Raw genomic sequence first — 13,387 nt, 5'->3', positions numbered from 1 at the left:
GAATGAAAAAGTCGTCCGCACAAGGTTCTGAAGATCCGATCCTGCAGTGGGTTACCTTCCGTCTGGACAACGAGTCCTACGGCATCAACGTGATGCAGGTACAAGAAGTGCTGCGCTACACGGAAATCGCCCCGGTGCCGGGTGCGCCCAGCTATGTGCTGGGTATCATCAACCTGCGCGGCAACGTGGTGACCGTGATCGACACGCGCCAGCGCTTCGGGCTGATGCCAACCGAGGTCACCGACAACACCCGCATCGTCATCATCGAAGCTGACAAGCAAGTGGTCGGCATTCTGGTCGATAGCGTCGCCGAGGTGGTGTACCTGCGCCAGTCCGAGATCGAAACCGCGCCCAACGTCGGCAACGAAGAATCGGCCAAGTTCATCCAGGGCGTGTGCAACAAGAACGGCGAATTGCTGATTCTGGTCGAGCTGGACAAGATGATGACCGAGGAAGAGTGGTCGGAACTGGAGAACATCTGACTTGATTTTCGAGGTCGGCGTCATCTTACTGGCCCTGCTGTGGGCCTTGAGCCTGTGGTTCTTCCTGAACTACGCCAAGCGTCAGCGCGAGCTGGCTGCGCAGCAGGCCATTGGCGATGCCTTGCGCGACCAGCGTATCAAGGACCTCGGCAAGCGGCTCGATGACTACCAGAACGTCACCGTGCGCATGGGCGACGCCATCCATGAGCTGCGCGGTGCGGTGGCCACGCTGCCCGACCGGCTGGAACGGCTGGAGCAGCGTGACCCGAGCAGCGTCACCTTCACCCAGGCTGCACGGCTGGTCGGCATGGGCGCTAGCGTGTCGGAACTCACCGAAACCTGCGGCCTGACCCAGGCCGAGGCCGAGCTGATGAGCAAGCTGCATCGCAACGACTGAACATCAGGGTGGCGCCAGTCGCCCTGTGCGTTTCAAGGTTTGCCCCACGAATGGTAGTTGCCCACTTGTGCAACATTGCCCAGTGCCAAGTCGTGGGTAATCGCCGCCTTTACCGCCTGCGTCTTGCCAATGGTCAGAAACAGCGGTTTGGTCTGTGGCAATGTGTGCAGGTTGGTGAGTTGGCGCAAGCAGTAGAGCCGGGGTAGGTGCTGATCGATCACATCATTGAGCACTGCGGGGCCCGTCAAGTGATTCAGGCGTCTGGCATACGCCTTGAAACCGGCAGTGCCGGTGATGGGCCTGTGCTGATAAAAGTCTGGCATGGCCTGGTAGCGTTCGTGCATGAGATCGCTGATCGCCTGCAGGTTGGGGTTTGAAGGATGAGTGCCAATCATGTTGGTGTTGTAGTGGCAGTGCATGCCGAGCGTATCGTTGTTTGTAGGGTCACCCAGGATGAAACCGTCCTGTGTCGTGGCCAGTTCGACGGTTTCGATAGCGGCGCGAGCAGGGTCCTGCGGTGCCTCGGGATGGGGTAGCAGCGAATCGTCGACATCCATGTAGATGCCCCCCAAACTGTCGAGCATTGAATAGCGCAAGATGTCCGATGCCGAAGCGTAATTGGCCCCAGGATCGCTGGTGGCATGCTGGTATTGCTCGAAATTCACGCTTTCAGTGAAGTGCGCATAGAACGGCTGCTCCTCCAAAGGCAGCACTTCAAGCCTGGGCGCGCGTTCATTGAGCAGTTGCCGATTGGCTTCAAAGGCCTGGGGTTCTGCCTTGGACAAGTACAGGCGGTAAGTGTAATTGCTGTTGCTCAGGCGCTCTGCGTTGGCGGCCAAGTTGTCTACAAGCTCAGGCGCGATGATCTTGTTGCCTACCCATAGGCTGGAAATGGTTTTGGGAATAGGCTGAGCCGCCGAGTGGTCGACGGCAGGGATATCGAGCGGTAATGGCAGATCAATACCAAGGCCCCTGAGCGTTGCCGAGCGCATTTCGTCGGTAACCGGGCGTGTGGTGATATCCACTGGGGTAAGGCCACGATGGCCCGGGGTCACCTGGTAATAGGTTGGGTCCACATCGTTGACTGCATCATCGACGATGAAAGCATCGTGTTCACTGTCGTACAGCACGTTTGCGTTGTAACCGCCGATTTCCCCTTGCAGCTGCGCGGGTCCCTGCTCACTGACAGGTATTCGGATGATGGAGCGCGCGACCGGGCTATCGTCAGCCGGCACGGGCTGCAGCGCATCGCCGAAGAAATCACCGATCTCCGGCTCGGAAAAATGCGGTGGGTTTATCGGGCTCAGCGGGTAGCCCAATTGGTCGTTCAAACGGATGGGCGTGAAGAAGCGCGAGCGTTGTGCGCAGAACACTTCTGTTGCGCGCGTCGTGGCCTCGCCAACCAGGGGGAGGGCATTGAACAGTCCGTAAACCGTGTTGCTGACGCCCTGCGCTTTGTCCTCCAGTGTCTTGCCATTGATGGCCTGATCCAGGCCCAGGCCAAACTGAGCGGCGCCTGCCAACGCAAGCATAGGTGCCAGGGCAGGAATCACGATCGCCAGTGGTGCCAGTAAATTGATCGAGGCGAGCACATAGCCTCGCCATTTTGCCTTGGTCACGGCTTGGTCACTGGTGATGATGAAGTCCGCATCGGCGTAACTGCGCACGCGCTGACGCTCAGTAAGCACGGCAAACAAGTCATCCTTGATCGACGGGCTGTACTGTTTGGTCTTGTAGTAAACGTATTGCCGCGGCGGCCACTGACCATCGGTTGTGAAACCGGAACGATTGGGCGATCGATGATAAACGGCAGGATAGGCGCCTAACCCCTCGAGCGCCGTATCCAAGCCGCTGAAGTCCAGCCCGTCTGGCGTATCGGCTAGCCGGAAATATCGGCGCAGTGCCTCACGCTTCTCTGCAACGCGGCACTGGTCACCAAACCAGTCTTTCATGCTGTCCAGGCTTGCGAACTCATGGAAAGGCGAGGCATTACCTGGAAGGTACAGCACCACCCCGCGCCTGTGCTGGTCAGCGATTGCGATCAGGTCGGTGGATGTGTAGCCATAGACATTGAGCGCCCGGATTCTGAGACTGGTAGCGCGAGGCGCCAGGCCTGCTGCTTCCCAGAGCATCTGGCGCGCCGTGTCGCTGAGCGAGCCCTCTTGCACTTGCTTGTTGCAAGCCGCTACGAAGCCGATTTGCAGGCATTGCTGGTGGCTGTCACGGGCGTTGTGCCAGTAATCGTCGAGCATGGCGACGAAACGGGTGTGAAAATCCAGCTCCCAGATGGCGTGCTGCATGGCTTCGACGTCGATGGGCAGGTGGGTCGAGCTGTCGTAGCGTGCGGGTTGGGTTCTGCGGAACAGCCCATTGAAGACCAGATAGGCAGGCCTGTTGTCCAGCACGCTATTCTCGGGCAGGCGGTTGACGATTTTGAACGGGCGCGATGGCATGTGACCTGCCCACTCGCCAGGAAGCAGCTGCCCCAACAGATTCTTGCAGGTTTCCCCCTGCCAGTTCGACAGCACCGCCTGGGTCAGCGAAAGCCGTTGCATCACGACGGCCTCATCGCCCCGGTAGTGCAAGGTGACGACATCCGTCTGATCCGGATCCAGGTCATGGCCTTGCCGCTGAGCCCACTCGCGTATAGCAGCGGCGGCCTGGCGATCTGGGCGCGGTATGTTGCGCAGGTGATTACGCACGTACCGTTGGCCGACTGAGTTGACGAAGGTAGTAGCCATGGTTATCGACTCATGTAGTGGATAGAGCCGATACAGTGTCGATGCGCCTGCAGTTTTGGGTCGTAGCCAACTACTACCCTTCAGGCAAACGCAAGTGCGCCGGGGTAATGTCCCTCGGCTCAGCGGGGGTGTCCTCGAAGCCCGGTGGTACTTTGCCGCGCAGCTGCCAGGCGAAAGCGATGACTTCGGCGATGGTCAGATACAGCGCCTCAGGGATCTGCTCGCCCAGTTCAAGACGCGCCAGTAAACGAACCAGCTCAGGGTTTTCATAAATGGGCACTTCATGTTCGCGGGCCAGGGCCAGGATGGCGTCTGCCAACTCATCGTCACCTTTGGCGCTCAGTGTCGGCGCCTGCTGCCCGTCGTAGCTCAGCGCCACGGCCTGACGCGGGTTAGGGTTACTCATGCGTTTTCATCCACCCAACGTTGTTCGACCCTGGTACGTGAGCCTTGTGCAGGCCTGCCGGGGTAGCAGTGCAGATCATCGACCAGCAGACCGCGGGCCAGCAGGCGCTCACGCAGCGCGCCAAGCTGCCCTTCGATCAGGCGGGCGGTCTGTTCGCGCTCGGCCCACAGCTGGCCGTTCAGACGGCCCTGTGTCAGCTGGGCCTGGACTTGAAGCGGCCCGAGCGGCGGCAGATCGAAAGCCAGCTCGATACGCCACAACGGTTGCAGCGTTTCAGGCGCCTCACGCTCGCGGTCGGCTTGCTGCTGAGGTGTCTCTTCGCGCTGAAGCTTGATTTGCAAGGGCACGAAATCCTGTCCATGGCGAATGGGCACTTCGGTCTGCCAAGTGGTCTGCAGGTTGCCGTTTTCCAGCGTGCCGCTTTGCTGCAGGCTGCTCATGGCGTGGCTTTGCAGGCGAGAGACGGCGGCTGCTGCCAGGCGCAGCAGCTGTTCCAGGTCCCCTTCTTCTTCCATCGCCTGCAATAACCTGGAGGGGAGGGGGAACGCGCCGGGCTGGGGTTTGGGGCTTACCCGCTCCAGCATGCCCAGGGCGTTTCGGACCAGGGCGGGCATGGCCGCGGCCACGCTCGCCGCTGGTGGGCCGAGGGCGCTACTGGCACTGATCTGGTTGATCAATTGCAGCATGTTTGCCTTGAGGTCAGTGGCCAGCGTGGCTGTCGCCCCTGTCATCAACTTGGCCTCGAGAAAGGCGCCGCTGTTGAGCAACGCCTGAGCAACGGCTTTGGCATCCCCCAGTTGCTGGACTGTCGGCAGCGCGCCAAGCAATCGTTCGACGGTCGTGCGCAGCGCGCTGTCAGTCCCGGCGTCGCGTGCCAACTGTTGCAAACCGGCCAGCAGGCCCGGCAGCGACGCCTGACGGTTCTGCTGGCTGCCAAGGTGCTGGGCGATGCCCAATTGATCCTGCCTGCCGGCCAGGGGGACGAACTGCAGCGACTGGTCGCCCTGTACCCGTGCGCTGAGCAGGCTGCCGATTGCCAATGGTCGGGGGCTGTCCACGGCCAGCACGGCACCGGCTTGGGCGGTATTGAGAAGGCTCACCAGCGCCCGGTAGCTTGCAGGCTGACCCGGTACTTCAGGGAGTAGTTGGTTGGTCATGACCTTACCCTGCACCAGGGTACCGACCGGTACCTGCGTAGTATCCAGGCGGGTGAGGGTTGCGATTTGGCTAGCGCTGGCCTGCTGCAGCAAAATGGCCAGACGCCCGACTTCAGGTTGGCTGACGGTCACTTGGCTGCCCTGGGGCAAAGGCTGGCTGGCGCTGGCTTGCAGTTGAGTCTGCAGACCGTTGGCTTGCAGCAAACGCAACACCAACTGGAACTCCTGGCCAGTCTGGCGCATGGCAACCACCTCGGCCTGCGCCGTCTCCCCAGGGCTCAGCAAACCCGGTTGAGCCTGGGTGAGGCGCAGCAATTCGCCGGTCATGGCAGCCTTGATCGCTTGGGCTCCAGTGACGGTTTGCGGGCCGAGACTATTGATTTCAGTCATGATTGTATACAACCTTAGGCGCTCAGCCTCTTGGCAGCAGGGCTGTGCATGTAATAATGCCGCCCGCCCATAGTTGCCACTGTAACGGCAGCGCATCGGGCGACTTGAGTGGCAGGGCTCCGGGCACCGTCACCCGAACCCTAGAACGATAAGGCGAAACCGTGACCCTTCATCTTCAAGCCGTGGGCCTGGCCTGCGAGCGCGACTGGCGTCTGCTGTTCGAGCACCTTGCCTTCGAGCTGCGGCCCGGCGACATGCTACAGATCAGCGGCCCCAACGGCAGCGGCAAGACCAGCCTGCTGCGCCTGCTGGCTGGCCTGATGCAGCCGACCGCCGGTCAGATCCTGCTCGGTGGCCGTCCGCTGGATGAACAGCGGCATGCGTTGGCCAGCATCCTTGTGTGGATTGGCCATGCTGCGGGCATCAAGGAACTGCTCACGGCCGAAGAGAACCTGACCTGGCTGTGCGCGCTGCACCGTCCAGCCAGCCGCGAACAGATCTGGCAGGCCCTGGCTGCCGTTGGGCTGCGTGGTTTCGAGGACGTGCCCTGCCATACTTTGTCGGCAGGGCAGCAACGCCGCGTGGCCCTGGCGCGCCTGCACTTGGCAGCTGCGCCGTTGTGGATCCTGGACGAACCGTTCACTGCCCTGGACAAACAGGGCGTCGCGGACCTGGAGGCCCACTTGGCCGGCCATTGCGAACACGGTGGCACCGTGGTGCTGACCACCCACCACACCTTGTCCCACACGCCTGCGGGCTACCGAGAACTCAACCTGGGGCAATGGGCAGCATGAGCGTCTTCACCCTGTTGTTGCGGCGCGAGGCGCGGTTGCTGTTCCGCCGTCCTGCGGAGCTTGCCAACCCTCTGGTGTTCTTCGCCATCGTGGTGGCCTTGTTCCCCTTGGCGGTTGGCGCGCAGACCCAGATGTTGCAGAACCTGTCCCCGGGGCTGGTGTGGGTGGCCGCATTGCTGGCGGTGTTGTTATCGCTCGATGGCCTGTTTCGCAGCGATTTCGAGGACGGTTCACTGGAGCAGTGGGTACTCTCGCCGCATCCGCTGGCACTGATGGTGTTGGCCAAGGTGCTGGCGCACTGGTTGTTCTCCGGGCTTGCGCTGGTGTTGCTGGCACCTTTGCTGGCGCTGATGCTCGGCTTGCCAGGGCACTGCCTGCCGGTACTGCTGGGCTCGCTGCTGCTGGGTACGCCGGTATTGAGTCTGTTGGGCGCAGTGGGCGCCGCGCTGACGGTCGGCCTCAAGCGCGGCGGTTTGTTGCTGGCGTTGCTGATCCTGCCGTTGTATATCCCTGTATTGATCCTGGGCAGTGGTGCCTTGCAGGCGGCGTTGCAGAATATGCCCGCCGCTGGCCACCTGCTCTGGCTCGCCAGCCTGACGGCCCTGGCCGTGACCCTGGCACCCTTTGCGATCGCCGCCGGCCTGAAAATCAGCGTCGGCGAATAACGAGCCTGGGCTTTGAAGCCTGGCCAATACCCTGGATGCACCCTGATGAAAATGAGCTGGACGTGGTTTCACAAGCTGGGCTCTCCGAAATGGTTCTACGCCATTAGCGGGCGCATGTTGCCCTGGCTGTCCATCGCTGCCGTTGTATTGCTAGTGGTTGGCACGGTCTGGGGGCTGGTCTTTGCGCCCCAGGACTACCAGCAGGGCAACAGCTTTCGCATCATCTATATCCATGTCCCGGCAGCGATGCTGGCGCAGTCCTGTTATGTCCTGCTGGCGGTGGCCGGTGTGGTGGGGCTGGTGTGGAAGATGAAGCTGGCCGATGTCGCCCTGCAATGCGCCGCCCCCATCGGCGCCTGGATGACCGCCGTGGCGCTGGTGACCGGGGCCATCTGGGGCAAGCCAACCTGGGGCAGCTGGTGGGTGTGGGATGCGCGCCTTACCTCGATGCTCATCCTCTTGTTCCTGTACTTCGGCATCATTGCGCTGGGCCAGGCAATCAGTAATCGTGACAGCTCGGCGAAAGCCTGCGCCGTGCTGGCCATCGTTGGGGTGGTGAACATCCCCATCATCAAGTATTCGGTCCAGTGGTGGAACACGCTGCATCAGGGCGCCACTTTCACCCTGACCGAAAAGCCCGCGATGCCCGCCGACATGTGGTTGCCGCTGTTGTGTACGGCGCTGGGCTTCTACTGCTTTTTCGGCGCGGTGCTTCTGATGCGCATGCGCCTTGAGGTGCTCAAGCGCGAGGCGCGTGCCAGTTGGGTGAAGGAAGAGGTATCGAACAGCCTGGGTGGGAGGGCCGTGCCATGAGTTTCGCCAGTTTCGGCGACTTTATCGCCATGGGTCATCACGGCCTTTATGTGTGGTCGGCCTACGGCATCTGCGCCGCTGTGCTGGCGCTCAACGTCGCCGTACCGGTGCTGGCCCGGCGCCGTTACCTGCAAGAAGAGGCGCGCCGCTTGCGCCGGGAGAAAACGCAGTGAATCCGCAGCGCAAGAAACGCCTGTTGCTCATCATCGGTCTGCTGGTCGGCGTGGGGGTTGCCGTGGGCTTTGCCCTCACTGCCTTGCAACAGAACATCAACCTGTTCTACACCCCCACCCAGATCGCCAATGGCGAGGCTCCGCTGGACACGCGTATCCGCGCTGGCGGCATGGTCGAACAGGGCTCGGTGCAACGTTCCTCCGACTCGCTGGACGTGCGTTTCGTGGTCACCGATTTCAACAAGTCCGTGCCCATCACGTACCGCGGCATCCTTCCGGACCTGTTCCGTGAAGGGCAGGGCATCGTGGCCTTGGGCAAGCTCAACGGCGACGGCGTGGTGGTGGCCGACGAAGTGCTGGCCAAGCATGACGAAAAGTACATGCCTCCTGAAGTCAGCAAGGCGCTGAAGGAAAGCGGCCAGGCGTCAGCCCAGACGGGGGCGCGGCCATGAACGCAGCGCTGGTGATACCTGAACTCGGTCAACTGTCGATGATTCTGGCCATCTGTTTCGCTGCGGTGCAGGCCAGCCTGCCGCTGCTCGGGGCGTGGCGTGGTGACAGCTTGTGGATGAGCCTGGCGCGGCCCGCAGCCTGGGGGCAGTTCGCCTTCCTGACGTTCGCGTTCGCGTGCCTGACCCACGCCTTCATGACCGACAACTTTTCGGTTGCCTACGTGGCCAGCAACTCGAACAGCGCATTACCCTGGTACTACAAGTTCAGCGCAGTCTGGGGGGCGCATGAAGGCTCCCTGCTGCTCTGGGCGCTGATTCTGGGGGGCTGGACCTTTGCCGTGTCGGTGTTCTCGCGGCAATTGCCCCAGGTGATGCTCGCCCGGGTGCTGGCGGTCATGGGCATGATCAGCGTGGGCTTTCTGAGCTTTTTGATCATCACCTCCAACCCGTTCCAGCGCCTGCTGCCTCAGGTGCCTGTCGATGGCCGTGACCTCAACCCGCTGCTGCAGGACATTGGCCTGATCGTGCATCCGCCAATGCTGTACATGGGCTATGTCGGCTTTTCGGTCGCCTTCGCCTTTGCCATCGCCGCCTTGCTCGGCGGGCGTCTGGATGCCGCCTGGGCCCGGTGGTCGCGGCCCTGGACCCTGGTAGCCTGGGCCTTCCTGGGCGTGGGTATCACCCTGGGTTCCTGGTGGGCGTACTACGAACTGGGCTGGGGTGGCTGGTGGTTCTGGGACCCGGTGGAAAACGCATCGTTCATGCCCTGGCTGGTAGGGACGGCGCTGATCCACTCCCTGGCGGTGACAGAGAAGCGCGGGGTGTTCAAAAGCTGGACCGTTCTGTTGGCCATCGCTGCGTTCTCACTGAGCCTGCTAGGGACGTTCCTGGTGCGTTCCGGGGTGCTCACCTCTGTGCATGCCTTTGCCGCCGACCCCTCGCGCGGCATTTTCATTCTGTTCTTCCTGCTGTTCGTGGTCGGCGGCTCGCTGACCCTGTTCGCCCTGCGTGCGCCGGTGGTCAAGAGCCAGGTGGGGTTCGCCCTGTGGTCGCGCGAAACCCTGCTGCTGGCGAACAATCTGGTTCTGGTGGTTGCAGCGTCGATGATCCTGCTAGGCACCTTGTACCCGCTGGTGCTCGACGCCCTGACCGGCGCCAAGCTTTCGGTAGGCCCGCCTTATTTCGATGCCCTGTTCCTGCCGCTGATGGCACTGTTGATGCTGGTGCTGGGGGTAGGGGTAGTGGTGCGGTGGAAGGATACGCCTGGCAAGTGGCTGCTGGGCATGATGACGCCGGTCCTCGTCGGCAGCGCCGTGCTGGCGCCGGTGGCGGGCCTGATCGTCGACGATTTCGACTGGCAGGTACTGACCACGTTCGCTCTGGCTGCCTGGGTGGTGCTCGGAGGGCTGCGCGATGTGTTCGACAAGACGCGCCACAAAGGGCTGCTCAAGGGGCTGCCTGGGCTGGGGCGCAGTTACTGGGGGATGCAGGTCGCTCACCTGGGGCTTGCGGTGTGTGCCCTCGGGGTGGTGCTGTCGAGCAACAATAGCGCCGAGCGTGATCTGCGAATGGCCCCGGGCGAAAGCGTGGAGCTGGGCGGTTATCACTTCCTGTTCCAGGGCGCCAGGCACTTCGAAGGGCCCAACTTCATTTCCGACAAGGGCACAGTGGTGGTCAGCCGCGAGGGTCGTCCTGTGGCCACCCTGCACCCGGAGAAACGCTTGTATACCGTGCAGCAGTCGATGATGACCGAGGCCGGGATCGACGCAGGCTTTACCCGCGACCTGTACGTGGCCCTCGGGGAGCCTTTGGAAAACGGTGCCTGGGCGGTGCGTGTGCATATCAAGCCCTTTGTTCGCTGGATCTGGCTGGGCGGTCTGTTGACGGGCCTGGGCGGATTGCTGGCGGCCCTCGACCGGCGCTACCGCGTCAAGGTCAAGTCCCGGGTGCGTGAGGCCCTGGGCGTGTCTGGAGCAGTTGCATGAAACGTTGGTTGATGGTGGTGCCCCTGGCGGTGTTCCTGCTGGTGGCGGTGTTCCTGTACAAGGGTTTGTTTCTCAAGCCCGATGAATTGCCCTCGGCAATGATCGGCAAACCGTTCCCGGTCTTTTCGCTGGCTTCCACCCAGGGCGACCGTACGCTTACCCAGGCAGACCTGCAGGGCCGGCCTGCGCTGGTCAACGTCTGGGCCACCTGGTGTGCGTCGTGCAAAGTCGAGCATCCTTATCTCAACCAGCTGGCTTCCCAGGGTGTGGTCATCTACGGGGTCAACTACAAGGACGACAACGCCGCAGCGCAGAAGTGGCTGACCGAGTTCCACAACCCCTACCTGCTCGACATCAGCGACGAGCAGGGCAGCCTAGGTCTGGACCTGGGTGTGTACGGTGCGCCGGAGACGTTCCTGATCGATGGCGATGGCGTGATTCGGTACAAGCATGTGGGCGTGGTCGATGCCAGCGTTTGGCGAGAACAGTTGGCGCCACGCTACCAGGCGCTGCTCGACGAGGCGACACCATGAAGCGCTGGTTCGCAGCCCTGGCCTTGAGCCTGTGCGTGGGTGGGGTAGCCAAGGCCGCCATCGATACCTACCAGTTTCGTGACCAGGCCGAGCGTGAGCGCTACCAGCAACTGACCAAGGAATTGCGCTGCCCCAAGTGTCAGAACCAGGATATCGCTGACTCCAACGCACCCATTGCGGCTGACCTGCGCCGGGAAATATTCCGCATGCTGGGGGAGGGCAAGAGCAACCAGCAAATCGTCGACTTCATGGTGGACCGTTATGGCGACTTCGTGCGCTACAAGCCGGCGCTGAGCGGCCGGACCTGGTTGCTCTGGTTCGGCCCGGGCATTCTGCTGGCCGGCGGGTTTGCCGTATTGGCGGTGATTGTACGGCGTCGTCGCCTGGCGTCCGTGCAAGGCACTGATGAATTGTCAGCCGAGGAGCGCGCACGGCTGGTCAACCTGCTGGAAAAAGAACGTACCCATGACTGAATTCTGGCTTAGCGCGGGCTTGTTGCTGCTCGCGGCCCTCAGCTTTCTGCTGATCCCGATCCTGCGTGGCCATCGCCGCCAGCAGGAGCAAGACCGAACAGCGCTCAACGTGGCGCTCTATCAGGAACGCATCGACGCGCTGGCCGCGCAGCAAGCATCGGGTGTGCTCGATGACCTGCAATTGAATCAGGGCCGCGATGAAGCCGCCCGGGAGTTGCTGGCCGACACCGAGGGCGCCGAACCCGCCAGGCAGCGTCAATTGGGCAAGGCCTTGCCGTTGCTGGCAGCCGTCCTGGTGCCGCTGCTGGCGTTAGGGCTGTACCTGCACTTCGGTGCGGCGGACAAAGTGGCCCTGACCCAGGAATTTGCCCAGGCACCGAAGTCGATGGAAGAGATGACGGCACGTCTGGAGCGAGTGGTCCAGGCACAACCTGATTCAGCCGAGGCGGTGTACTTCCTGGGCCGTGCCTACATGGCCGAACAACGCCCTGCCGAGGCGGCCCGCACGTTCGAGCGCGCAGTGGCCATGGCCGGTCGCCAGCCCGAGTTACTGGGCCAGTGGGCCCAGGCCCTGTATTTCGCGGCCGACAAGCGCTGGAGTGCGCAACTGCAGGCATTGACTGACGAAGCGCTCAAAGCCGACCCCAACGAGGTCACCAGCCTGGGCCTGCGTGGAATTGCGGCATTTGAAGGTGAGCGCTATCAGGAGGCTATCGCGTACTGGAAGCGGTTGTTGGCGCAGTTGCCGCAAGGAGATGCTTCGCGCGCTGCATTGCAGGGTGGCATTGACCGTGCGGCCGAGCGGTTGGGCACTCAGACCGCTCAGGTGCCGGCACCTGCTGCGGTGCGTTTGAAGGTGCGGGTGGAATTGGCGCCGGCTTTGCGGGACAAGGTAAAGGCACAGGACACCGTCTTCATTTTCGCCCGCGCCAGCAGTGGCCCGCCCATGCCGCTTGCCGCCAAGCGGGTGACGGTGGCGCAATTGCCGATCGAGGTCGAGCTTTCAGATGCGGATGCGATGATGGCGCAGATGAAACTGTCCGATTTCGCCGAAGTCCAACTGGTTGCGCGTGTTTCCAAGGATGGGCAGCCGACCCGTGGTGAGTGGGTTGGCCAGAGCGCGCCTTTGCCCAATACGACCCAGGCCCAGCAGCGCCTGATCATCGACAGCCCTGATTCGTAAGAGAGTTTCCTATGCACGCGACGGTACGCCTCACCCTGATCACCCTGGCGCTGGGTTTGTCGGCCTGTACGGTGCATGGGCCTTCTTCGCAGCCTGAGCCTGAACCACCGATCGAACGGCTGCCGCCCAAGGGCCCGGTGGTCACGCCGCTGCCGGGTGGGCAGCCTGCAGGGCCTGGGAGCAAGCCTGCACCGCCAGCCAAGCCAGTGCCGCGCACCTCGGCAAGCTTTGCGCCGCCGCCGGGCGGGGCGAGCCATTGGGACCCCAAGTTGGGCGTGTATGTGTTGGACAAGAAGCCCAATACCTTCTATCGCCAGCGAACGTATTACCGGTTCGACAATGGCTGGAGCTGGTCGGTGAGCCCGGATGGACCGTGGCAGCAGACCGACAGCAGTGGTGTGCCTGGGGGGCTGGGGCGGGCTTTTGGGCAGTAGTTTTTTCGACACCCGGCCGGCCGCAACGCGACGCACAGCAGCCTTAGTTATATAGGCGTTCTAACCGACAACCTGGGGCCGCTGCGCGGCCCATCGCGGCACAAGACCGCTCCTACATGAAATGGGATTGCCTTGTAATATTGTGCAAAGCAGTTGCACCGCAATGAGCAAAATGAATGCTTGGTACCCAAGACACTTCATCCCAAAGAGCGCCAGTCCATTGAAATAGCCGCTCTTGATCTTGATCAAGATCTTGATCTTGCTTCTAAGCGCGCGGTAGTTCAGACCCCGCAGATCGCGACTTCAGGA

General features: G+C 62.2%; 15 protein-coding genes. 12 read left to right on the top strand and 3 right to left on the bottom strand.

Features of this window, described 5'->3' with window-relative positions; translation table 11 throughout:
- Positions 1 to 2: 2 nt before the first annotated feature.
- Together B2Y33_RS06575 and B2Y33_RS06570 are read left to right on the top strand one after the other, a co-directional pair.
- Positions 3 to 482, top strand: a complete 480-nt coding sequence (locus B2Y33_RS06575; protein WP_003254393.1) for a chemotaxis protein CheW — start codon at positions 3 to 5, stop codon at positions 480 to 482.
- Between the two features lies 1 nt (position 483).
- Complete coding sequence (locus tag B2Y33_RS06570; RefSeq protein ID WP_206405605.1) at positions 484 to 879, top strand: DUF2802 domain-containing protein; 396 nt, start codon at positions 484 to 486, stop codon at positions 877 to 879.
- A gap of 32 nt (positions 880 to 911) precedes the next feature.
- On the opposite strand, the gene B2Y33_RS06565 is transcribed toward B2Y33_RS06570, so the two are convergent.
- The 3 genes from B2Y33_RS06565 to B2Y33_RS06555 form a co-directional block, all read right to left on the bottom strand.
- Positions 912 to 3,620: a dermonecrotic toxin domain-containing protein gene (locus B2Y33_RS06565; RefSeq protein WP_206405604.1), complete on the bottom strand. Its 2,709-nt coding sequence runs from the start codon at positions 3,618 to 3,620 to the stop codon at positions 912 to 914.
- A 73-nt stretch (positions 3,621 to 3,693) separates the two neighbouring features.
- Complete coding sequence (locus B2Y33_RS06560; protein WP_027915968.1) at positions 3,694 to 4,026, bottom strand: EscU/YscU/HrcU family type III secretion system export apparatus switch protein; 333 nt, start codon at positions 4,024 to 4,026, stop codon at positions 3,694 to 3,696.
- On the bottom strand, positions 4,023 to 5,573 hold the full coding sequence (locus tag B2Y33_RS06555) for a flagellar hook-length control protein FliK (RefSeq protein WP_206405603.1): 1,551 nt from the start codon (positions 5,571 to 5,573) through the stop codon (positions 4,023 to 4,025). Before B2Y33_RS06555 ends, B2Y33_RS06560 begins: the two co-directional genes overlap by 4 nt.
- Positions 5,574 to 5,734: 161 nt before the next feature.
- Between B2Y33_RS06555 and ccmA the strand changes: the two genes are divergently transcribed.
- Genes ccmA through B2Y33_RS06505 form a run of 10 tightly spaced genes read left to right on the top strand, consistent with a single transcriptional unit; the run spans position 5,735 to position 13,078 of the window.
- Positions 5,735 to 6,367: a cytochrome c biogenesis heme-transporting ATPase CcmA gene (gene ccmA / locus B2Y33_RS06550; RefSeq protein WP_027915970.1), complete on the top strand. Its 633-nt coding sequence runs from the start codon at positions 5,735 to 5,737 to the stop codon at positions 6,365 to 6,367.
- A complete protein-coding gene (gene ccmB / locus B2Y33_RS06545) occupies positions 6,364 to 7,032 on the top strand; it encodes a heme exporter protein CcmB (protein WP_027915971.1) in 669 nt (222 codons plus the stop codon). Before ccmA ends, ccmB begins: the two co-directional genes overlap by 4 nt.
- A gap of 45 nt (positions 7,033 to 7,077) precedes the next feature.
- The gene (locus tag B2Y33_RS06540; RefSeq protein ID WP_027915972.1) at positions 7,078 to 7,845 is read left to right on the top strand and encodes a heme ABC transporter permease; all 768 of its coding nucleotides are present in this window, start codon (positions 7,078 to 7,080) and stop codon (positions 7,843 to 7,845) included.
- On the top strand, positions 7,842 to 8,018 hold the full coding sequence (gene ccmD / locus B2Y33_RS06535; protein WP_023533952.1) for a heme exporter protein CcmD: 177 nt from the start codon (positions 7,842 to 7,844) through the stop codon (positions 8,016 to 8,018). The genes B2Y33_RS06540 and ccmD overlap by 4 nt, the downstream gene beginning before the upstream one ends.
- Positions 8,015 to 8,470, top strand: a complete 456-nt coding sequence (ccmE, locus tag B2Y33_RS06530; protein ID WP_028687980.1) for a cytochrome c maturation protein CcmE — start codon at positions 8,015 to 8,017, stop codon at positions 8,468 to 8,470. Before ccmD ends, ccmE begins: the two co-directional genes overlap by 4 nt.
- Before the next feature lie 11 nt (positions 8,471 to 8,481).
- A complete protein-coding gene (locus tag B2Y33_RS06525) occupies positions 8,482 to 10,455 on the top strand; it encodes a heme lyase CcmF/NrfE family subunit (RefSeq protein WP_173645908.1) in 1,974 nt (657 codons plus the stop codon).
- A complete protein-coding gene (locus B2Y33_RS06520) occupies positions 10,452 to 10,988 on the top strand; it encodes a DsbE family thiol:disulfide interchange protein (RefSeq protein ID WP_023533963.1) in 537 nt (178 codons plus the stop codon). Before B2Y33_RS06525 ends, B2Y33_RS06520 begins: the two co-directional genes overlap by 4 nt.
- Positions 10,985 to 11,461 carry a cytochrome c-type biogenesis protein gene (locus tag B2Y33_RS06515; protein WP_049695634.1) on the top strand — a complete coding sequence of 159 codons (477 nt, stop codon included), beginning with the start codon at positions 10,985 to 10,987 and terminating at the stop codon, positions 11,459 to 11,461. Before B2Y33_RS06520 ends, B2Y33_RS06515 begins: the two co-directional genes overlap by 4 nt.
- Positions 11,454 to 12,644, top strand: coding sequence for a c-type cytochrome biogenesis protein CcmI (gene ccmI / locus B2Y33_RS06510; protein ID WP_028687979.1), 1,191 nt, complete (start codon positions 11,454 to 11,456; stop codon positions 12,642 to 12,644). The genes B2Y33_RS06515 and ccmI overlap by 8 nt, the downstream gene beginning before the upstream one ends.
- A gap of 11 nt (positions 12,645 to 12,655) precedes the next feature.
- Positions 12,656 to 13,078 (top strand): hypothetical protein, encoded by a 423-nt coding sequence (locus B2Y33_RS06505; RefSeq protein ID WP_059183762.1) that lies wholly within the window; start codon positions 12,656 to 12,658, stop codon positions 13,076 to 13,078.
- Positions 13,079 to 13,387 lie beyond the last annotated feature (309 nt).

This window comes from Pseudomonas sp. UBA5666, from assembly GCF_002420785.1.
Classification (GTDB): Bacteria; Pseudomonadota; Gammaproteobacteria; order Pseudomonadales; family Pseudomonadaceae; genus Aquipseudomonas; species Aquipseudomonas fulva.
The sequence above is the reverse complement of the archived record's forward strand: the minus strand, read 5'-3'. Positions and strand labels throughout refer to the sequence as shown.

What these genes read in the sequence shown, in the direction of transcription:
- B2Y33_RS06575 (WP_003254393.1), top strand. Translation starts at nt 3, where the DNA reads ATGAAAAAGTCGTCCGCACAAGGTTCTGAAGATCCGATCCTGCAGTGG.
- B2Y33_RS06565 (WP_206405604.1), bottom strand. Translation starts at nt 3,620, where the DNA reads ATGGCTACTACCTTCGTCAACTCAGTCGGCCAACGGTACGTGCGTAAT.
- B2Y33_RS06560 (WP_027915968.1), bottom strand. Translation starts at nt 4,026, where the DNA reads ATGAGTAACCCTAACCCGCGTCAGGCCGTGGCGCTGAGCTACGACGGG.
- B2Y33_RS06555 (WP_206405603.1), bottom strand. Translation starts at nt 5,573, where the DNA reads ATGACTGAAATCAATAGTCTCGGCCCGCAAACCGTCACTGGAGCCCAA.
- ccmB (WP_027915971.1), top strand. Translation starts at nt 6,364, where the DNA reads ATGAGCGTCTTCACCCTGTTGTTGCGGCGCGAGGCGCGGTTGCTGTTC.
- B2Y33_RS06540 (WP_027915972.1), top strand. Translation starts at nt 7,078, where the DNA reads ATGAAAATGAGCTGGACGTGGTTTCACAAGCTGGGCTCTCCGAAATGG.
- ccmD (WP_023533952.1), top strand. Translation starts at nt 7,842, where the DNA reads ATGAGTTTCGCCAGTTTCGGCGACTTTATCGCCATGGGTCATCACGGC.
- B2Y33_RS06520 (WP_023533963.1), top strand. Translation starts at nt 10,452, where the DNA reads ATGAAACGTTGGTTGATGGTGGTGCCCCTGGCGGTGTTCCTGCTGGTG.
- B2Y33_RS06515 (WP_049695634.1), top strand. Translation starts at nt 10,985, where the DNA reads ATGAAGCGCTGGTTCGCAGCCCTGGCCTTGAGCCTGTGCGTGGGTGGG.
- ccmI (WP_028687979.1), top strand. Translation starts at nt 11,454, where the DNA reads ATGACTGAATTCTGGCTTAGCGCGGGCTTGTTGCTGCTCGCGGCCCTC.
- B2Y33_RS06505 (WP_059183762.1), top strand. Translation starts at nt 12,656, where the DNA reads ATGCACGCGACGGTACGCCTCACCCTGATCACCCTGGCGCTGGGTTTG.